The organism is Pseudomonas sp. Irchel s3a18 (genome assembly GCF_900187535.1).
Classification (GTDB): domain Bacteria; phylum Pseudomonadota; class Gammaproteobacteria; order Pseudomonadales; family Pseudomonadaceae; genus Aquipseudomonas.
In genome coordinates this window covers 1-20,272 of sequence record NZ_FYDV01000003.1, presented here as the reverse complement: position 1 = coordinate 20,272, position 20,272 = coordinate 1, and the positions used below count along the sequence as shown (strand labels likewise).

Annotated in this window: 12 protein-coding genes, 4 tRNA genes and 1 rRNA gene; 1 reads left to right on the top strand and 16 read right to left on the bottom strand. The window is 58.2% G+C overall.

Annotated elements, in window-relative coordinates; translation table 11 throughout:
- Position 1: 1 nt before the first annotated feature.
- The 11 genes from peaB to CKW29_RS05310 form a co-directional block, all read right to left on the bottom strand.
- Positions 2-1,432 carry a quinohemoprotein amine dehydrogenase maturation protein gene (gene peaB / locus CKW29_RS05360; protein WP_095148023.1) on the bottom strand — a complete coding sequence of 477 codons (1,431 nt, stop codon included), beginning with the start codon at positions 1,430-1,432 and terminating at the stop codon, positions 2-4.
- An 81-nt stretch (positions 1,433-1,513) separates the two neighbouring features.
- Positions 1,514-3,094, bottom strand: coding sequence for a quinohemoprotein amine dehydrogenase subunit alpha (gene peaA, locus CKW29_RS05355; protein WP_095148022.1), 1,581 nt, complete (start codon positions 3,092-3,094; stop codon positions 1,514-1,516).
- Between the two features lie 602 nt (positions 3,095-3,696).
- On the bottom strand, positions 3,697-4,869 hold the full coding sequence (locus CKW29_RS05350) for a pyridoxal phosphate-dependent aminotransferase (RefSeq protein WP_095147282.1): 1,173 nt from the start codon (positions 4,867-4,869) through the stop codon (positions 3,697-3,699).
- Between the two features lie 25 nt (positions 4,870-4,894).
- Positions 4,895-6,724, bottom strand: a complete 1,830-nt coding sequence (locus CKW29_RS05345) for a hypothetical protein (protein ID WP_095148021.1) — start codon at positions 6,722-6,724, stop codon at positions 4,895-4,897.
- 91 nt (positions 6,725-6,815) lie between these two features.
- Entirely contained in the window at positions 6,816-8,198 is a 1,383-nt protein-coding gene (locus CKW29_RS05340) for an MATE family efflux transporter (RefSeq protein WP_095147280.1), read from the bottom strand.
- Between the two features lie 107 nt (positions 8,199-8,305).
- Positions 8,306-8,378 (bottom strand) — tRNA-Lys (locus tag CKW29_RS05335).
- Between the two features lie 56 nt (positions 8,379-8,434).
- A tRNA-Lys gene (locus CKW29_RS05330) sits at positions 8,435-8,507 on the bottom strand.
- A gap of 55 nt (positions 8,508-8,562) precedes the next feature.
- A tRNA-Lys gene (locus CKW29_RS05325) sits at positions 8,563-8,635 on the bottom strand.
- Positions 8,636-8,686: 51 nt separating this feature from the next.
- Positions 8,687-8,764, bottom strand: a tRNA-Lys gene (locus tag CKW29_RS05320).
- Between the two features lie 134 nt (positions 8,765-8,898).
- Complete coding sequence (locus CKW29_RS05315) at positions 8,899-10,287, bottom strand: FAD-binding protein (RefSeq protein ID WP_095147279.1); 1,389 nt, start codon at positions 10,285-10,287, stop codon at positions 8,899-8,901.
- Positions 10,288-10,304: 17 nt separating this feature from the next.
- Positions 10,305-11,378, bottom strand: a complete 1,074-nt coding sequence (locus CKW29_RS05310) for a 2-hydroxyacid dehydrogenase (protein WP_095147306.1) — start codon at positions 11,376-11,378, stop codon at positions 10,305-10,307.
- A 1,248-nt stretch (positions 11,379-12,626) separates the two neighbouring features.
- Between CKW29_RS05310 and CKW29_RS05305 the strand changes: the two genes are divergently transcribed.
- Positions 12,627-14,117 carry an aldehyde dehydrogenase gene (locus CKW29_RS05305; protein WP_095147278.1) on the top strand — a complete coding sequence of 497 codons (1,491 nt, stop codon included), beginning with the start codon at positions 12,627-12,629 and terminating at the stop codon, positions 14,115-14,117.
- A 118-nt stretch (positions 14,118-14,235) separates the two neighbouring features.
- Here the strand turns inward: CKW29_RS05305 and CKW29_RS05300 are convergent, their stop codons facing one another.
- The 5 genes from CKW29_RS05300 to rrf form a co-directional block, all read right to left on the bottom strand.
- Positions 14,236-15,531, bottom strand: coding sequence for an NAD(P)/FAD-dependent oxidoreductase (locus tag CKW29_RS05300; protein WP_095148020.1), 1,296 nt, complete (start codon positions 15,529-15,531; stop codon positions 14,236-14,238).
- Positions 15,528-16,205 carry a S8 family serine peptidase gene (locus tag CKW29_RS05295; RefSeq protein WP_095148019.1) on the bottom strand — a complete coding sequence of 226 codons (678 nt, stop codon included), beginning with the start codon at positions 16,203-16,205 and terminating at the stop codon, positions 15,528-15,530. Before CKW29_RS05295 ends, CKW29_RS05300 begins: the two co-directional genes overlap by 4 nt.
- Complete coding sequence (locus CKW29_RS05290) at positions 16,195-17,913, bottom strand: ABC transporter ATP-binding protein (protein ID WP_095147275.1); 1,719 nt, start codon at positions 17,911-17,913, stop codon at positions 16,195-16,197. Before CKW29_RS05290 ends, CKW29_RS05295 begins: the two co-directional genes overlap by 11 nt.
- Positions 17,913-19,817 (bottom strand): sigma-54-dependent Fis family transcriptional regulator, encoded by a 1,905-nt coding sequence (locus tag CKW29_RS05285; RefSeq protein WP_095147274.1) that lies wholly within the window; start codon positions 19,815-19,817, stop codon positions 17,913-17,915. Before CKW29_RS05285 ends, CKW29_RS05290 begins: the two co-directional genes overlap by 1 nt.
- Positions 19,818-20,169: 352 nt before the next feature.
- A 5S ribosomal RNA gene (gene rrf, locus CKW29_RS05280) occupies positions 20,170-20,272 on the bottom strand; the annotation flags it as partial.

Below are 20,272 nucleotides of genomic sequence, written 5' to 3'. Positions count from 1 at the left end.
ATCAGTGAGCCTTGCGCGGAGTGATGTAGCTGCTGATGAACGCAGGGTTATGGGCCATGATCCGGGTGTAGACCTCGATGCCGAAGTCGACCCAGTCACGCATCAGTTCGCAGTAGTGATACGTCGGGTGGGTCGGGTCGCCATAGCGGGCGTAGCTTTCGTGGTAGCAGCCGCCGGAACACAGGTTGCGGATCTGGCAGTCTTCGCAGCCGGTGTTGCTGCGGTCCAGGCGCTGGGACAGGAAGTCGTTCAACTCGACCTGCTTCACCCCGCTGTGGACGTTGCCGAAGGTCGGCAATGACGAGCCGGTGAAGCGGTGGCACAGGTTCAGTTCGCCCTTGTGGTCCACCGCCAGCATCTTCAGCCCGGCGCCGCATGGCAGGGCTTTCTTGTGGCCTTCGTGGATGTCGGTGATCAGCTGGTGCAGGTTGGAGAACCCGATATTGCGGTGCTCCAGCGCCGCCTCCAGGTAACGGCGACCGAGTGCTTTCATGTTGGCGAACACTTGCACCAGTTCATCGCTGGTGAGGTTGAAGCTGCTGATGTCGCCGGAGGTCACCGGGGCAAAGCCGACTTCGGCAAAGCCCAATTCGTTGAACAGGTGATCCCAGATGGTTTCGACGTCGGTGACGCCGGTGGTCAGGGTCACCCGTGCCCCCACCGGGCGGCTGTTGTAGCGCGACAGCAGCATCTGGGCCTTGCGCCGTACCACGTCATAGGTGCCCTGCCCGCCCACGGTAATACGGTTGCGGTCGTGCACGGTTTTCGGCCCGTCGATGCTCACCGACAAGCCGAAGCGGTGGGCGTTGAGGTAGTCCACCGTTTCCTCGGTGAGCAGCGTGGCGTTGGTGGTCATGACGAACTCTACGAACTTGCCCGCCTCGGCAAACCGCTTCTCACAATAGTCGACCATGTATTCGATCAGCTTGCGGTTGCTCAGCGGCTCTCCACCAAAAAACACGACCGTAAAACGCTCTTCATCCGGGGACTCCTTGAGTAGCATCTCCACCGAGGCAATGGCGGTTTCGACGTCCATCTTCTTGCCGGCCGACGGCTTGTCGAGGTCTTCCTTGTAGCAATAGGTGCAGCTCAGGTTGCAGCCGGTGTTGACGTTGAGTACCACGGTGTTGATCGCCGTGCGCTCGACCCGTTTGGTACCGATGTCCGGGGTCAGCGGCGAGCCGTCGCTGACCAGTTCCAGGGAGATCAGCTCACGCAGGGTTTCGTTGATTTCCTCGCCGTTGAAGCGTGTGGCCAGGCGCTGGATCAGGTCCTGCGATGTACAGCCGGGACCGCGCAAGGTATCGATGATGGTGCCGGTCAGCTCGTCGCTGGCAAACAGCGAACTGCTGGGAATGTGAAACAGCATGCGGTCGGCATCCACCTGCACTTCGTGCAGGTTGCGTTCGACCAGATTCAAGATAGCGCCCATGGCAAACCTCCTGTGCAGGCCCCGTTATGCGGGGCTTGCGGTCATTCCGAAAAGTGTCTGAAGCCGTTGCGTTCATTGCACTTATGGAATGGGTGGATTGTTCCAGCGTTGCACGGTCACGATCAGGTGGCCTTCGCCGGTCAGGGACTTCCCTGCGTCGTCGACGGCGGCGATCACCTTGAGGTTGCCGGCATTGTTGGTGGACATCTTGCGTGCCGGGTTCGGCCCGGCATCGCCTGGGGTGAACACGCCGCTGTCGGCCTGTATGGTGCCGGCAAACTTGACGTCTTCGTCTTCCCTGGCGCGGTCGTCGAAGGCTTCGACCTTCCACTGTGCCGGGAACACGCCAATGCGGTAGGGCTTGCCATCAGCGCCTTTGCCCCAGGCCTCAGCGTCGAAGCGGCCCTGGACTTTCGGTGTCGAACCGCCACCGTCGCCGATGCGTGCCACGGAGAACTCAGGCACGACTTTGACTTCGGCGATCTGGTTGTAGACCGACAGGGTCGGACCTTTCAGCGCACCGAGGGTGACTGCGCGCAGGCCTGGCCTGGCGTCGGCGCTGGCCTTGAGTTTGACCTTGATCTGCTCGGGGCTCTGCGCGATGACGTCGACCACTTCCACGCCCTTGCCGAAATCAGGTTTGCCTTGCAGACCGCTGCCGATCAGGGTCACTTCGGTTTCACTGCCGGCCTTCAGGTAGCCCGGCTGCACCGCCAGCAAACGACTGGAACCTTGTTTGGCGGCGATGAAATCGAGGCCGCGCTCATCGTGCTCGGCTTCGAACATCCGGCCTTGCAGTTCGCTGCCTTTGGCGGCGAACACCTGACGCATGACCACTCCGTCGATGGTCACGTTGCCGCGCCATTCGTAGCCGGTGTAGAGGATCGCGCTACCGTCGCCATTGAACGGGCTGCCATCGGCGTATTGGCCTTTGACCGCGACCTTGAACTGGTCATCACCCGAAGCTCCGATGCTCATCACGCCGGCCAGTTCGCCCTTGCCTGGCAAGTGGCCGCTGAAGCTCCAGTCGCCCACCAGGGCATCGGCCTTGGGTGCGGTTTTCTGCCAGTTCTTCCAGGCGGGGTTGTCCAGTGCGTAGCGCTTGGCCAACAGCGGCACCATTTCCTTGCGGGCGATGTCGAACCAGTCGCGGTCGCGAGCCAGGGCCTGGTACTCCAGGGACGGCCATTGGCCGAGGTGGAAGTTCACCAGGCGTTCCCACTCCTGGGCCGGCCGACGCTGCAGGGCGACCCGCGCACCGGAGTGGCAGCGGCCGCACATCTGGCTGGTCTGCTCGTCGAACTGCTCGACGGTGTTGAGCCGACGTTCCAGCGCATAGCGCACGCCATCGGTTTCACTCGGTGCCAGGCCCTGGGTATCAGCGAGGTACTTGACCAGCGTACGACGGTCTTCATCGCTGATCTGCAAGCCGTGCATGACCTGCATGCGGGCAATGCTCATCAGCCAGCCTTCGGGGGTCTTACGCTGGTGACTGATACGGCTCAAGGCATTGTCGGCTTCAGGGGTATGACAGCCCTGGCAGGTTTCCTTGAGGATGGTCTGGGCGTCTCGCGCCGCAAGGCTGGGGGGAGAATGCAAGGCGGCACAGACGGCCAGCGCCAGCAGGCCGCTGGACATGCCTGCTCGGAGTGTTCTCTTCATCAAGGTCGGACCTCCACGGAGCTTTCTTATTGTTGTGTGTCGTTTTTATGGTTTCTGCCATGGCCGGTTGTGCCGGACATGGAGGCAAGAGAAACGTCTGAGGTCAGCAATACACGGAGCGTGCCAGCTTATAAGTTGTGTTTGTTATCAAGGACTTGATTGAGCTCCAGTACGCACTCCCCGGACAATCGCTTGCCTGCCGCGTTTAATTTCGCGACAACTGTTCCACTCTGAGACGAGACCGATAAACATCAGGGTCGCTACCCACGAGAGCGGAAGAATCTTGAGAGCTAAGCACACAGAGGAGGAAGGCGACTGCCTGCGGTACCGACGAGCGAACGGAAGGTGGGCGAACCAGCGCCATACAGTCACCGAGGTGCGGTCGACGGGGCAGAAGGAGCTTCGTATTGGTGACGTGTGGAACAGGCATCAGCTCCAGTCGGTTCCAAAAATGGAAGGTTCCGAATCCCAACAGACATGGGCATGGGCCAGAAATCATCTTTTTTGTGAGGCCATCGATTGGGACTCACAAAAAAGATGAGAAAAGCCTGCTGGGCTCACTGAATGGATGAGCAGCTACCAGCAGGAGCGCAATGCGTTACTCAACAGCTCACAGTTAACCTGGCAAGGTTCGGTTCGTTGCAGATATTGCGTAGCAGAGCCAAACCGTTTTCGAATACCGCCGAGGGACGGGCGAGTGAAATGCGAATGAAGCGGGAACTGTGGATACCGCGCTCGTAATAGGCGTGCCAAAAAAAGTGGCTGCCGGGCAGGCAATGGAAGCCGTGCGATAAAAACTGCTGGATGAGCTCTGCATCGGTTTTCCCCGTGCGCGAGACATCGATCCACTCTACGGGCATCACGGTTGCACGACTGTCGGTAATACAACGGAAATGAGTATCGGCCAGCACGGCCCTGACCTTGCGGCGCCGCAGCCCGATTTCATGCACCAGAGCCTGTTCCAGACCCATTTCAGCCGTGCGCCGGAACAGGTCGACGAAAACCCCCATGACGAAGCGCGAATGACACAGGTAGATCTCCTCGTAGGCCTTTTCCAACCCCGCGGCCAGATCTTCGGAATAGACGATCATGCTCGATTTCATGTCTTGGGTTGGCCAGGTCTTGCCGGTGTCTTCGATTACCACGAAGGAACCGCCAGCCTTCAATAGCGCGGCATAATCATTGAAGGGATCCCTGGCATAGAAGCGAAAGGTAGAGTCAACCACCAAGACCTTGTTCTGTCTTTGGCAGTACTCGGCTATCACCTTGAATTGTTGTTCGCGAATCAGATAACCGGTGGGATTGTTAGGGTTTACCAGGAACAAGGTATCGAACGAAAAACCATCTAATAGCTCGACCAGCCTATCTTGGTCAATCGCCTCTATCATCGACTGCTCGCTGAGAGGCGACACCTCACAACCTCGACGCTTAAGCATTAAGTACAGGTTGTCGAACGTGGGTTCGATCAGCAACACTCGCTGAGCCCGCTCGGCAAGTAGTGTCGCAACGATATCGATAGAGTTGGATGCAGTCGGAGAAACTCTGAAGTGATCGTGTCGCAACAACTCGCTAGAGTCCAGCAGGTTGGCCCATTCGGTCTTGAAAGACCTCTCCATGTCGCGAACTTTGGTTTGATTGCAGTCATGCCAAATGGTGGGCAATTGCTCGACAACACCCTCCAGCCCCTTGGATAACTCATGATAAGCGTGCCCGTCAGCAAAGCTGCAGGTCGAATTCAGGGCCAGGTATTCATGATCAGTCAATGTAGTCAACATAACACTTCCTTGTGAACGTTGGCCGCTAGGGCAACGTGATTTTCAGGCCACTCACCACCCCGGACAGGTTATTCCCGAAGGATTCGAAGAACGGTATGAGTCCATGGGGCATCGCCTGATAAATTTCCAGTCCTTGGTAAAAGCGACGTAGATAACAATGCGTCACTGGTAGCCCTACATGGCGAACTGCCTGGGCTATGAACTGCTTTGGTACATTGTTGTAGGTCGCCTTGCAGTTGATGTAATAGGCTCTCAACCCACAGCGCTTTGCGAACTCAGAGACACTGCCCAGGATGTCCAGGACCCGCTCTTCGGACTGCAACAGACGACCGCCACCCTCGACGCCGTCAAGCAACAACCCCGGCGTACCCTCGACATCGGCTACGGCAATCAGATTAATACGGCCAATGCGCCGCCCTTGATACCAGACATACAGGCGACATAAATTCGGCTCAACCAGATAACCTGGGGCATTATTGACAGCGTAATCACCAATACCGGTACAGGAGTAGAACTCGTCGGAACGACTGTAGTCCTGCCATGGGTTTCTGTTCCAGGTACTGATGAATACCCGCTGCTTCGAATGCCGATCTCGCAAATCCTCCCGGTTATGGTCGTCGAGATAAGTCCTGACACTTGCAATATCCTCGGGTGCCCGCGATCCGTTGCTATCGATTGGAAATGCCGTATCTATCATCAATCGCAAGCGGGCTTCGGTGTACTCGGCATGTCGGTCGAACAGCGACTTGTTCCTGTAAACCAAGGATTGCCGAGCCACCTTGTCATAGGTCGCGTCTATAGCCTGCCCTATCAGCGCCCTGAAACGCGCGACCCCCATCTCTCCGCCCCAATAATCGAACGATGAAAACCAAGCACCGGCATAGGCATCGGCGATATGCATGCGGGCATTCGCGAAAGCAGGCTGCTGTTCGAGCCAGCGATTAAAATCACTGGTCGACAACTGAAAACGCATGTTCTCAAGTGTTTTCTGATCCATGAGGTTCATATTGGAAATAATCGCAGAGACCAACCCGCCATCGAACACCCCAGGGGCGTCGATATGCGAGGTCATACTTGCGCCATCCAATTGTTCAACCGAAGCGGTGTCCGTGCGAACCGCTCCAACCTGCGGCAAGCCATTGGCAAGCAGATAATGAAAATAGTCGACATGTTCATCTAACAGGTGGTCCAGGCGCTCATGTACTGCCTGAATGCTATGTTGGGCAAATACCTCATCGGCATTTTCCAGTAAGGCAACGGCGCCAAAACTGCCGTAACGGGCATGCACAGCGCAGACCAAAGCCACCAGCGCATCCAGGTCAGTGGCAGGCAAGTGCCGGCTATAGTTCTTGATGTGGATGAGCAAGGGAGCGCAGCAAGGGCCCAGTTCGTCCTTATGACGCAACACACAGTCCATGGCGGCCCGATAGTAAACGACGCCTACCGCCTCCAGGATCGACTCCAGATCATCACACAGAGCAGAGTCGGAAGTGCCGATCAGATAGGACAGACCACGTGCCGAATGATCTTTAATGGCTAGCAAAAACTCAACGAAAGCTTGCATATCCAGGTGCTGCTTGAGCAGCGGGATCTTTTCTATCAGGTAAGCCGCGACAAAGGCACTGTTGCGTTCTAATTCAAGAATGCCAGGCAAGAACCACGCCCACTCCTCACTGCTGAGTTCAAGTAGATGACGATGATGCTTAAGTACATTGTTGATCAGCACATCGTCGCAGGCCGCGATTCGCGACAACAACTGATCAACGACAATCGCAAGCTCAGTGCCCTGTAATTGCTCAAGACAATCAATCGCAACGTCATAAGCGTCAATGTAAGTAGCCAGTACTTCACGCATACGCACTCCCCCTGTACAGACCGGCGATCTTTCCGAAACCCTGATGATTAGCCGCCAGGCCCGATTCGACCGTCCTGACGGATGGTGGCGACTAGTCGTGTACCGAGCTCGCGCAGAGCAGAGGACTGTTGGGTCGGGTGACAAGTAATAGTCGTACCGTCAACAGCAACAACGACAGGAGGTGGCTGAGAATCAGCGCCACCCACAGACCGACGACCCCCTGATCCAGGTTAAACGCCAGGTGATACCCCCCCGCCACGCCGATCACCCAAGCAGTAGTAGTGTTGATAAGGAATGGCACCTTGGTATCTTCCAGGCCCTTCAGCGCCCCGAGCAGAATGACCTGGACACACTCGACAACGATGCTCAGAGCGGCAAAACCGATAATCAGGTTGAACTGGGTCAGCAGGTCAAGATTCGATGATTCGTTGACGTTGAAGAACATTGATGCGACCAACGTGGAATCGAAAAATACGACGAAGGCGAAAGGAAACAAGAACAACATGCTGACCATGCTAGCCACCACCGTCAGTTTGCGCACCTTGTGCACATTACCTAGCGCATGTTCTTGAGCGACACGAATGGCGATGGCTTCACGAACCCCTTCAACCAGCATGAACACCGGGTAGATATAGGAAAACACCAGTTGTGCCGCAGCCAGCTCCAAGGTCCCTACTTTCTCCGTCAAGAGCATCAGCACGATGAACATCAGAGAAATGACCAGGCTATTCGCCGATAGGGGTAAGCCCATCGCCAGGTACTTTTTCACCAGGGACAGCCTGGGAGCCACCCACCCGGTGAAGATGGCGTACGTCTTGCCGGATTTACGATTGCTCAGGGAATAGAGAACGACTTCCGCAACCAGCATTCCCCAACTGACCAGGGAGGTCGAAAGGCCGGCACCGTATGCACCCAGCCGCGGAAAACCAAACTCGCCAAGAATCAGTACGTAGGAAATCACCGCTTTGAAAACGCTGGCGAATAGCGTGATGTAGAAAATCGACGAGAAGTCAGAAACCGCCGCCGAGTGGTCTCGCAGGACGCAGAACAAGGCCAGTGGCAGGATTGAGTACACTGCGCCTTGCGCATATTGATCTGCCTGCAAGGCGACCGCCGGGTCGACATTGAAGGCAACCAGCAAACTACCAAGATTCAACGTCACCAGGGCGACCGGCAGACTGAGCAGAAAACACATGTAGAAACCGTGCTGCACATGCGTTTCCACGGCTCGCTTGTCTTTGATCGCGTCGTACTTGGCCGAGAAAACGGCGACCATGCCAATGACGCATAGACAAATGACATTGGTCGCGTCAAAAACAATACGAGCCCCCAAGCCATAGCCGGCAATTTCATCTGCACGAAAGCGCCCCATGAATACGGAGTCAACGAAGGCCATCATACTTTCAATCAAATAAACGATTGAAAGTGGCACCGCAACTTTGATGATCCGCCGACCTTCTGCAATCCACTGCATACCTGTACCCTTCATTTAAGTCAGCACACACAAGAAATATGGTGTAGTCACCAGCGGCTCAATCAATCTCTCGCCGAAATGAACAACCCGAACTTCCGGTAACTGGTGGAAGAGAGTGAGACTCGAACTCACGACTACCAACTTAAATAGTTGGCGCCCAAGCCACCGGGCATTCTCCCCCATTTATCTGCCTTGCTTTCCCCTGCGCAAAACCGCTGCGCCCGGGCAAAAATGGTGGAAGAGAGTGAGACTCGAACTCACGACCACCAACTTAAGTAGTTGGCGCCCAAGCCACCGGGCATTCTCCCCCATTTATCTGCCTTGCTTCCCCAACGCAAAACCGCTGCATCCGGGCAAAAATGGTGGAAGAGAGTGAGACTCGAACTCACGACTACCAACTTAAGTAGTTGGCGCCCAAGCCACCGGGCATTCTCCCCCATTTATCTGCCTTGCTTCCCCAGCGCAAAACCGCTGCACCCGGGCAAAAATGGTGGAGGAGAGTGAGACTCGAACTCACGACTACCAACTTAAGTAGTTGGCGCCCAAGCCACCGGGCATTCTCCCCCATTTATCTGTCTTGCTTCCCCAGCGCAAAACCGCTGCGCCCGGGCAAAAGGGTGAAAGAAAGTAAGGCTCTGGCTTACGACTACCTACTTAATTAGTGGGTGCCCGAGCCACCTGATACTCCCTCCCCTCACCATTAATCAGCTGAGTGGGTGGTACCCTCTTTGCTCGCGCTAATATTGTGGTTGCGCCTAAGCATATTATCCTTGTCGTACCGTTTCTTGACCTCGAGCAAGCGCTCACTATCGCTACCGAACAACGACGTACGTAACGAGCTGTCGGCAAAAGAGTAGTTGGAATACGCAGCGACTCCATCACTACCCGTGGCTTCCAGCGCAGCAGCTCTAACCCAGTGCACAAAAACTTTATCGTCCTGGGTTTCAACCCACCGGGCAGAAAACAGAATGCCATAGCCTCTCGACTTGAGCGGGAAAACGGAATCGCCAGGTATTGCCGAACGTCGCGATTTGTTCAGATGTTCGATCGTAATGCTGCATCGCTTACCTGGCATGCTGGACGCTGCGGTTAGCAATGCATCCATGGTGCTGCTGGTAAAATCATCCAGGCAAATCGACTTCCAGTACCCCCTCATCGGTGGTTGGAACCTGTCGTCGAACCAGGCTTGCCAGGTTCGGAAATCATCCGTTACGAACCGATGGCTACCCACAAGATTCAGCGCGGTTTCCAACGCTCTGATGGCATCGATGTCCAGATAATCGCTGAGACAAAAGTCAATCGATAAAACGCAGTGCTCGCTATCCACGCCGGGTGTGAAGATAGGAGCCAGCACCAGATTCGGTGGACAAACATGCTCCATGTAATCCCCCAGTTGCATAAGCACCCGGGGAATCTCCGGTGTCGTAACCGTGATCGAACCACAGTAAACGTTGGGCAGCTTCGATAGGCGATACCGAAACTCCAGCACAACGCCAAAATTGCCCCCGCCTCCGCGAAGGCCCCATAGCAGATCCTGGTGCTGCGGGTCCTCGGCTCTGACGACCTCGCCACTGGCGAGCATCACGTCGGCGCCTACCAGGTTGTCGCAAGTAAACCCCAGAGTTCCGACAAACCAACCGATACCGCCACCAAGAGTCAGCCCGGCAATCCCGGTATCGCTGACGGTCCCGGTCGGCACGACATATCCCTGAGGGCACAATGTCGCGTCCAGATCCCTCAAACGGGCACCAGGCTGAACCCTGGCGATGCCCTGAAACGCATCGATTTGTACGCCGTTGAACCCAGAGAAATCGAGCAACACACCGCCTTCGGTCGAACCAAACCCGGCAATATGGTGCCCGCCACCACGGATGGCGAGTTCAAGCTGGTTATCGGCAACCACCTCAAGCATTGCTCTAATCGCCGCACGGTTGAGGGTGCGCACAATGAGCAAGGGGTGCAGGTCGTGAATCCTGTTGTAGACCTGACGCCCTTCATCGTAACCAGGCTCACCAGGAAAAAGCAGTTCGACCGACTCATGCCCCTGCAGCGCCTGCCGGAGACGTATTTGCGTTAAATCGTCGCTCATACAGCTTCCACCCAGGCTCAGCCTTCCAGTATTGCGGCAAACGGCGAACCAGAGCCCGAGCGTTGGGCATGCCTGGTCGTGTCCAGGTTCCGGTTATAAAGATTCCTGTCAGAACCATGCTCGATGAAGTGCAGAACCGAACCGATGGCCACACTCGCCATCTCATCCCACACTTCCGAGGTCATAGCACCTACATAGGGCGTACAGATGAAGCGATCATCCGGCAGGTCGAGCATCGCGATCGGCATGTTGATCGTCTTGCCATTCTTGATAAGCGGCGGAGCATTCCAGTTCTTGTCGTCGAACGCGGCACCGGCAATTTTCTGCTCGAGAAGGGCCTTGTAGACCGCCTGGCCATCAACTAGAGAGGACGCTGACGTATTGATCAGGATCGCCGTGGGCTTCATCAGGGAAAGCTCATGCTCTGCGATGAAGCCCAGTGTAGAGTCGTTGTAAGGGCACGCCAGAATCACCACATCACTTGTTTCCAGCAAGGCTTCCAGCGACAGTCGTTGCGCCTGCGTATCGCGCTCTATATCTGGCTTTTGCGAGTTGGAGGTGTAGACAATCCTGGACTTGAACGCATCGTGCATCATCCTCGACACTCGAGAACCGACCTTACCCATGCCGATGATACCGATCACCGCATCCTTGAGCAGCGGGGTGTCCGTTTCGTGTAAGCGACCGTTTTTTTGCTCTGTGTGGAAGTAAATCAACTTTCGGCGCAAGGCAATTACCAATCCCAGCAGAAACTCACCCATGGCTTCGTACATCACTTTCAAGCCTGGAGTATTGGTAACTGCGATACCCAAACGATCAGCCGCATCGATATCGACCAAGTGCTCGGCACCAGAAGCCAGGCATGCCACTAGCTTCAATTTCTCAGCATGCTGCAAGATCGCTTCTGTCAGTATCTCCTCACCGGCATGAATGTAGATGTGCGCGTCAGTGATGACGGAAATAACACGTGCTTGATCAGGAAGCGACTCGGGAATCAAATCCACCTCATAACGCGAGGGATTTAATTTAGAAATATAGCTATGCGCTACACGATCGGCCCCAGAAATGACTACTTTAATGCGCTCCGACACAGCAACACCCCCCAATTAACTTAATGGAATATTAGATTTCAAACACCCGATCAATGGCGTATTGAAAGCAATCACAATCACTGGATAAAATTCTGGTGTATCTGCCGCCAAGCAAGCGGCGCCACACACTATCTGTAAAGAATAACGAGCTTAACGCCAAGCAAAATTTGGCAAAGACGCAAGGTGCAGACTTACGGACTCAGCCTGCGAGCATATCCAGGGCGCCAATCAATAGCCGGAGCGAAGAGGGTCAAAAATATAAACATAAACATATCCTTATGAGTCTGGCGCAACGCAGCGCTAAACAATGCCAATACATCCATTTCCACTGGTTAACTTCTCAACCCACTTGAAAAGTTATGGGACACATAAAATATTAATCTTTTTTTCATGTCAAGATTTTTTTTCATATCGCAGAAAGTCAATTACCACACAACCACCTCTCGAGAGCCGATACATTCTGGCCTCGCACGTGAAAGGAGTACTTACCAAGCTCGATACCGACCATTGCTAACTCGCTCACGGGTCTTCAAAGCACAAAACATACTAGGCCTGAGCAATTGCCTGATGGGTGATCGGCTCAGACCATTTTTATGGTTAGTATATGTACCAACTATGGCACTGACTCCCAATGCATATGGACGGCCCTCGGCACTGTAGACATCCCCAGCCTATGGGGCGGCACAGGGGAGACATTGACTCGACAGCACTTTCAATGTCCCTGCCATTAACGTTGCGACCATCTAAATAATTGAATATCCGAATTGATTTCAGGACATTTCCTACAGCAATTATTTTTTAATCTTGTTAACTTTCGCATCACTATGAATATAGTGGGTCAGGTATGGCCGGATTGTCGCTCTTTTGGAGCTAGCTCCATCTGCGCACGAGAGCCGGCCCTACGGCGGGGCAAAAAAGGAACACTGAATGTTCAACACTTTCCCAGTCATGCGCTTCAGCTTGATGATCAGAGGGCAAGGCGGCGCATGCTCATGTGTCGACGGATCGAGTACTCAAGAAGGCGGCCAAAGTGCAAAAATCTTGAAAGGGGTGCCCCTTACCAAGAACCCACGCCGTATAAGTTCAGGCCGGACTTGTCTCAAGGCATTCGCAATTTGCGACAGCTTGTATCCGACGTATTCCCACTACGCCAGATAAAAACAACTGGAATCATCAACTTAAGCGCCAGCAAAAACTGGCACAGGGGTTGCGAAAGCCCTCGCCTCACGCACAACAAGAGATTCTGTCATGGCTATTGCAACCCCGCTCCCCGCCACCACCGCCTTTATCCAACGCGCCCCGCGCATGCTGATTGGCGCCGAATGGGTCGAGGCCGCCGACGGCCAGACCATGCCCCTGCACAACCCGGCCACCGGCGACGTGCTGTGCGTGGTGCCCAAGGCCACGCCGGAGGATGTCGACCGTGCCGTGCTTGCCGCCCGCCACGCCTTCGACGATTCGGCCTGGACCCGCACCCGCCCTCGCGAGCGGCAGAACCTGCTGTGGAAACTCGCCGACCTGATGCAGCGCGACGCAGAGATCCTGGCGCAACTGGAATGCCTGAACAACGGCAAAAGCGCAGCGGTGGCGCAGGTGATGGACGTACAACTGTCCATCGACTTCCTGCGCTACATGGCCGGGTGGGCGACCAAGATCGAAGGTTCCAGCGTCGAGGTGTCGTTGCCGCTGATGCCCGACGATCAGTTCCACAGCTTCATCCGCCGTGAAGCCGTCGGTGTGGTCGGTGCCATCGTCGCCTGGAACTTCCCGTTGCTGCTGGCCTGCTGGAAACTCGGCCCGGCCCTGGCCACCGGCTGCACCGTGGTACTGAAGCCGGCGGATGAAACCCCGCTGACTGCCCTCAAACTCGCTGAACTGGTGCTGGAAGCCGGCTACCCCAGCGGCGTGTTCAACGTGGTCACCGGCACCGGCATCACTGCGGGCTCCGCCCTGACCCACAATCCGTTGGTGGACAAGTTGACCTTCACCGGTTCCACCGCCGTGGGTAAACAGATCGGCAAGATTGCCATGGACTCCATGACCCGGGTCACCCTGGAACTGGGCGGCAAGTCACCGACCATCGTCATGGCCGACGCTGACCTCAACAGCGCCGCAGCGGGTGCGGCCAGTGCGATTTTCTTCAACCAGGGCCAGGTCTGCTGCGCTGGCTCCCGGCTTTATGTGCAGCGCAAGCATTTCGACAATGTGGTGGCCGACATCGCCGGCATCGCCAACGCCATGAAGCTGGGTAACGGCCTGGATTCGAGTGTGGAAATGGGCCCGCTGATCTCCGCCCGGCAACAGGAACGGGTGTACAACTACATCGAAATGGGCCGTCAAAGCGGTGCGACCATTGCCTGCGGCGGTGAGCAATTCGGCCCGGGGTTCTTCGTCAAGCCGACGGTGATTGTCGACGTCGATCAACAGCACTCACTGGTGCAGGAAGAGATCTTCGGCCCGGTGCTGGTGGCGATTCCCTTCGATGACGAAGCCGATGCCGTGCGCATGGCCAACGACAGTCCCTATGGCCTGGGGGCGAGTATCTGGTCCAACGACCTGGCGGCGGTGCACCGGATGATTCCACGGATCAAGTCAGGCTCGGTCTGGGTCAACTGCCACAGCGCCCTGGACCCGGCGTTGCCGTTCGGGGGTTACAAAATGTCCGGCGTGGGCCGGGAGATGGGCTACGCGGCGATCGAGCATTACACCGAATTGAAGTCGGTGTTGATCAAGCTGTGATGGGTGGCGCTCTCTCACAGTGGATTGATGGGGGAGCGCCTGTCCTGGTCTGTGGCGAGCGAGCTTGCCACAAAGACTGCGGTCACGTCTGGTTGAGCGGCATGCGTGAATAGGCACATCAGGGCTTGAAGCCCTGTGCCAACAACCAGCTGCGCACCCTACGCCCTTGCTCCACAGTCAACCCCGCCAGCACCTGCTCGGTGGGTTGGGTACGCAAGCGGCGCACCAGCGGCGCCAGCTCCACCCCTTGCACATGCCAGATGCCCAAGGGTTGATCGGCAGTGATCACCACCTCGGCCTCGTCGACAAACCCATCGCGCAACACTGGAGCGTGCCCGATGCTCAAGGTCGAGAAATCCGCCGCCTTGTGCGCGACTTCGCTGTCCGGCCATTGGCGGCGCGCCTGCCAGAACGGGTGCTGCGGCCAGCGCAGCTCATCGGCATAGAAATCCCGGCCAATGCGCGCGAAACGTAAAAACAATTGCTCGACCCGTTGCTGGTGAAAACGCCGGGCCAGCGCCGCCCGTTCGGGTTTGCGCAGCAGCGTGTTGATCACCACGGGTGCCTGCAAGGCCGACGACAGGGACTGAAAGATACCGTTGCCTGACAGCGGATCCACCGCCATGGCCGCATCGCCCACCCGAATCCAGTTGTCGCCACATAGCTGCGGATGGAGAATCGCGGTGCTACTGCGGGCATGTAGATGCAGATCGTTTTCAGCCGCCGAACCGAACAGTTCAGCGGCCAGTGCCGAGCCTTGGCGGCGTTGCCGACAGTAGTCGAGTAACTGGGCCTTGGCGGGCAACTCGGCGCTGGCCACATCCACCGTCAACTGCCAATAGCATTGGCCATCGGCCCGTCGCGCCATCCAGGCCCAACCGTCCTCCAGGCTTTGCACCGCACTGGCGGTGCTGCCGGGCGCGCCTTGCCAGCGATTGAGCAAGCTGACGGTTTCCGGCCCGCGCCGGCCTTTGCCGAGTGCCGGCGCCTGACGACCACGCGCCTCCACCAGAAACCCGCTGTACTGTTGGCCATGCCCCTCGACCTCGACCCGATGGCCTGACGCATCGGAGTGAACCGCCAGCACGCGGCCTTCGATCAACTCGACGCCGGCCCGCTGCAGGTCTTCACGCAGGCCTTGATCGAAGCGCGGCCGGTCCAACAGGTATTCGATGTTTTGTGCATGCTGCAGGCCGTTCCATGACACCCGGCGTTGGGACGGCAGCGTGGCGTCGGCCAGCGCCTGATGCAGACCAGCACCGCGCAAGGCCTCAAGCACCCGTTGCGAGACACCTTCCAGTGCTGCGAACCGCCGCCAGTCGCTGACCAGGGTCACCCCATAGCCCATGCGTCGCAACCCCAGGGCCACCGCCGAACCCGCGGGTCCAGCACCAAGAATCAGCACATCGCTCATGTCCACGCTCGTCGCTCAGGGCCGCGATAGTGGGCATTGTCACGCAGCCATTGCAGCACCTGGGCATTGCTGGCATCGCGGTGCTCGCCGAGGAAGCTGGCGATATGCCCGGTCAACGCCGCACAGCCCAGGCTGGCACCGGACTGCCCGGCATAGGTGCCCCGTACACAGGCGGCGAAATCGGCCTGCTGGCTGTTCAGCCACGACCACTGCTGCTCACTGCAACGCGCATCACCGGTCACCCGCAACACCTGCGGATAGCTCGCCGGGTACACGCCCTCGCCTTGCGCCGGACTCGATGCACACAGCAGCACACCACGGGCGACTGCCGCCGAGCAGGCTTCACGCAGCAAGCTGCGGTCCTGGCGCAAGCCCAGACTGAGGTTGATCACCCGCACGTCCTGCGTCACCAGCCAATCGATGGCCGTAGCGATTTGCAGGGCGCTGGTCACCCCGCGCTGGTCGAACACCTGGGCCACGCACAAGCGGGCAGAAGCCGCGCGCTGGCTGATGGCCTCGACCACGGCACTGCCATGGCCGATCGGGTCATCACGCAAGGCGTCATCGGCCACACCCTCGTCCACCAGGTAGAACCGCCGCCCAACGCTCACCCGCGGCCGTTGCGCAACCGAGTGGCCGCTGTCGACGACACCGATCCTCAGTTCAGGCTTCATGCTGCACCTGCACAGGCATGAGCACGCCATCGAACAATTCAAAGCGCAGGTCGGCATCGGCCAGGGTCGAGGGGCGATGACTGATGAGGATACGAGTGCGCCCGGCAAACAGTCGGTCGATGGCCTCGATCACGTCCCGTTCCGTGGCCTCGTCGACTGCCGAGGTGGCCTCGTCGAGCACCAGGATCAGCGGGTCCTGCAACAAGGCGCGGGCGATGGCAATCCGTTGTTTCTGCCCACCGGACAACTGCTGGCCACGTTCGCCCAAGGGGCTGTCGAGTCCTTCAGGCAGCGTGGCGATCAGGCTGTCGAGCTGGGCCAGTCGCGCCACTTCAGCCACGGCTTCGCGACTGGCATCCGGCACGGCGTACGCCAGGTTATCGGCCAGGCTGCCTCGAAACAGCACGATGTCCTGGCTGACCACGGCAATGCGCTGTCGCAGCTGGAACAGGTCCAGCTCCCGCAGGTCGACATCCCCCAGCAGCACACGGCCGGACTGTGGATCGTGATGGCGTTGTAGCAGGTCGATCAGGGTCGATTTGCCGACACCGGAACCACCACTCAGGGCGACCTTCATGCCGTAGGGAATCCGCGCCTCGATACCGCGCAGGGTGGACGGGCGACCGGGATAGCTGAAGTACAGGTTGTCGAATCGCAGCTCACCACTGTCCGGCATCGGTCGTGGCACAAGCGGCGTGGTGACGGTCGGTTGTTCGCCGCGCAACTCCATCACCCGGCCGAGGCTGACGGTCATCCGCTGGATCGCCACGTACAAGCCGAGCAGGCTTTGCACGGGGCCGACCGCCATCCCCAGGTAGGTGGAAAAGGCAATCAGGGCGCCTAGCTGCCAGGTGCCCTGCACCACCCAGTAACCACCGATGAGAAAGGCACAGGCCCGCGACAACGAGGTCAATGTACCGGGGACTGCCTGGGTGAAAAACTCGGTGACTTGCAGACGCAACAACTGGCTCATATAGCCCTGGCCCAGGGTTTCCAGACGCCGGGCTTCGCGTTGCTGCTGACCGGCGGACTGGATGAACTTCATCACCGGCAGGGTTTCGACCATGAACGAGGACATGTCCGCCGAACGCTCGCGCAACCGGCGCACATCACGCTCGACCTTGCGCCGCATCCAGCGCAGCCAGAGCACGTCCAGCGGAATCAGGACCAGCGCCAGCAATGACAGCTTCCAGGACAAGGTCAGCAACATGGCCACTGCACACACCAGGCCGATGACGCTGGAGACCGCCGAGAACAGGGAGTCGACGGCAAAACGCTGGATCTCCGCGACGTCACCGTCCAGGCGCGACATCAAGTCACCGATCCTTCGTTGTCCGTAGAAACCCGGCGACAAGCTCTGCAGGTGCCGATAAAGGTCGTCACGCAAGGCAAACAGGATCCGTCCGGACAGACGCGTGTGCAGGTAGCGATTGATCCCCGACAGCGCGGTACCCAGGAGCCCGGCGACGATCATCAACCCGGCGATCAACACCAGCATGGAGAAATCCCGGGCCAGCAAGCCATCGTCGATCAGCAGCTTGGTCAACCAGGGCTGCACCAACACCAGCAGCGAGGCGCACACCGACAGCCCCAGCAGCCCGGCGATGGCCAGCCGATGCGGACGCACGAAACCGTAGAGCCACGCCAGGGCCGTGTCCAGCGCTTGCGGGTCGGGACTGTCGACCAGCCTGACAATCAAGCGGCGCATCAGCTGCGCAACTGCTTGAGCTTGCGGTACAAGGTCGCACGACTGATACCCAGGGCATCGGCGGCGGCCGAAACATTGCCCTGGTGACTGTCGAGGGACTGGCGAATCAGCTCCAGTTCGTTCTCACGGATACTGCCGCCGGGCGAGCGCTCTGCCGCATTGAGCTCGTCGAGCATGCTGTCGGGCAAATGCTCCAGGCTCAGTACGGTTTCACCGGGCTCGCGCATGGCCAGCGCGGTACGCAGTACCATCTCCAGTTGGCGGATGTTGCCCGGCCAATGGTAACCGCCGAGCAGGTTGCTCAGCTCGTCCTTGAGCGTCACCGCCGGAGCGTCGAGCCGGGTCAGCAAACGCGTCACCAGCTCACTGAAGTCGTCGCGCTCGCGCAAGGCCGGCAACATGACGCTGATGCCATTGACCCGGTAGAACAGGTCTTCGCGAAACTGTTTGTCCTCCACCAGGCGCTTAAGGTCGCGGTGCGTGGCGCAAATCAGCGCGACGTCGATGTCCTGTTCTTCGCCCGCCCCCAGGGGCGCGACCTTGCGGTCCTGCAGCACTCGCAGCAGGCGCGCTTGCAATGCCAGGGGCATGTCGCCGATTTCATCGAGGAACAGCGTGCCGCCGTGGGCCTGTTGCAGGCGACCGATCATCCCGCCCCGTCGCGAGCCGGTGAAGGCGCCTTCGCGATAACCGAACAATTCGGACTCGATCAGCCCTTCCGGGATCGCCGCACAATTGACCGCGACAAAGGGTTTGTCACAACGACTGCCGGCCATGTGCAGCGCCCGGGCAATGACTTCCTTGCCGGTGCCGGTCTCCCCCAACAGCAACACCGGCAACTCATTGGCCAGGCCTTGGCGGGCCATGTGCAATGCACGGGCATAGCGCGTATTGCTCCCGGCCAGGGCATCGAGATCGGGAGCAGCCTTGGTGGTTTTTGCGACGCTGCGCGGCGGTGTGCTGACGTTGATCGAGCGTTGCGGCGCGCGCAGCGTCTTGTAGAAGAATTCGCCCTTGGCGGTTTGCAGGCTGCCGATCCCCCCCTGTTGCAGGCGCGACAGCAACTGCAGGCCATCGACCCCTAGAAACTCTTCGCATCGATGGCCGACCAGGGCCGAGCGCTCGGCGTTGAGCAACTGGCAGGCCTGGGCGCTGACCGCCAGGATCTGCCCGCCCAGGCTCACGGCCAACAACCCCTGCCAAGGCGACTCGAGGTATTGGCGTCGGCTATGAAAGGCCAGGACGATCTGATCGGGGAAGCTTGCGTTGAACACCCGACTCTCAATCTGGCTGACCGCCATGGCCAGCAGCGCGGTGCTGTCATGCACCCGTCCCAGCGGGCCTTCGCGGGTCAGGTCGAGGACGCCGAGAATATCGCCTTGCGGGCAGTGAATCGGCACCGAAGTGCAGGAAAAATCGGTGAGGCGGTCGAGGTAGTGTTCACCACAATCGATCAGGGTTGGCCGCGCTTCCACCAGCGCAGTGCCCAGCGCATTGGTGCCGCGAGCGGCTTCGCTCCAGCAGGCACCGAGGGTGATGTCTTGCAGGCCGCTGCCCTTGAGACGGTCGGCGCGTCCTTCGACGGCGAGAATGGTCGCATCGGAGTTGGCGAGGATAATCAGCCCTTCCTTGCCCTGACGCTCGGCCAGGTAATCAATGGCCGGCATCGCCGCATCGATCAGCAGGCGATTGCTCGCCAGCAACACTTCCAGGCTGGCGCTCGACTCCAGCGTCAGTTCGTGTTTGCTGTTGAAGTGCACGCCATGGCTGAGACTGCGCCGCCATGACGCATCGATTTCGGCGCGCAACACCCCATTGGGGACTTCGCCTTCAAGGTGAAGTTTTTCCCGGGCCAACCGGGCTTCGTGTTGCAGCTCTGGGGTTATTGTTTTTATAAGGGTCATCAAGCGCTCCGGATCGATCCGCCCAGCCGCTCACGGGGCCATGTCCTCACTCGCGACGAACCACGCAAGTCCTGGGGAAATGTCTACACCCGGTTCAGAAGGCAGTAAAGGGAAGTTTGCCCGATAACCCGGACACCCCTTCCCTCAAGCAAAACCTGCGCCATGGACAATCGGCGCCAGCGCTTATGTTTACGTTAACGTCAAGCGACTGGCAAGTGCCACAGGTCCGCGCTTCAAACGTAGGGGGAGGCAGGGAAGCAGGCGTAAGTACCCGGAACGGACTGTGCCAACTTTTTCGCGCACAAAAACAAAACCCCTACCTGCAGATGCAGATAGGGGTTTCGGAATTTAATCTTGACGATGACCTACTCTCACATGGGGAAACCCCACACTACCATCGGCGATGCATCGTTTCACTGCTGAGTTCGGGATGGGATCAGGTGGTTCCAATGCTC

Bases quoted from the DNA above. Each gene is read 5' to 3' on its own strand.
- peaB (WP_095148023.1), bottom strand. From the start codon at position 1,432: ATGGGCGCTATCTTGAATCTGGTCGAACGCAACCTGCACGAAGTGCAG.
- peaA (WP_095148022.1), bottom strand. From the start codon at position 3,094: ATGAAGAGAACACTCCGAGCAGGCATGTCCAGCGGCCTGCTGGCGCTG.
- CKW29_RS05350 (WP_095147282.1), bottom strand. From the start codon at position 4,869: ATGTTGACTACATTGACTGATCATGAATACCTGGCCCTGAATTCGACC.
- CKW29_RS05345 (WP_095148021.1), bottom strand. From the start codon at position 6,724: ATGCGTGAAGTACTGGCTACTTACATTGACGCTTATGACGTTGCGATT.
- CKW29_RS05340 (WP_095147280.1), bottom strand. From the start codon at position 8,198: ATGCAGTGGATTGCAGAAGGTCGGCGGATCATCAAAGTTGCGGTGCCA.
- CKW29_RS05315 (WP_095147279.1), bottom strand. From the start codon at position 10,287: ATGAGCGACGATTTAACGCAAATACGTCTCCGGCAGGCGCTGCAGGGG.
- CKW29_RS05305 (WP_095147278.1), top strand. From the start codon at position 12,627: ATGGCTATTGCAACCCCGCTCCCCGCCACCACCGCCTTTATCCAACGC.
- CKW29_RS05300 (WP_095148020.1), bottom strand. From the start codon at position 15,531: ATGAGCGATGTGCTGATTCTTGGTGCTGGACCCGCGGGTTCGGCGGTG.
- CKW29_RS05295 (WP_095148019.1), bottom strand. From the start codon at position 16,205: ATGAAGCCTGAACTGAGGATCGGTGTCGTCGACAGCGGCCACTCGGTT.
- CKW29_RS05290 (WP_095147275.1), bottom strand. From the start codon at position 17,913: ATGCGCCGCTTGATTGTCAGGCTGGTCGACAGTCCCGACCCGCAAGCG.
- CKW29_RS05285 (WP_095147274.1), bottom strand. From the start codon at position 19,817: ATGACCCTTATAAAAACAATAACCCCAGAGCTGCAACACGAAGCCCGG.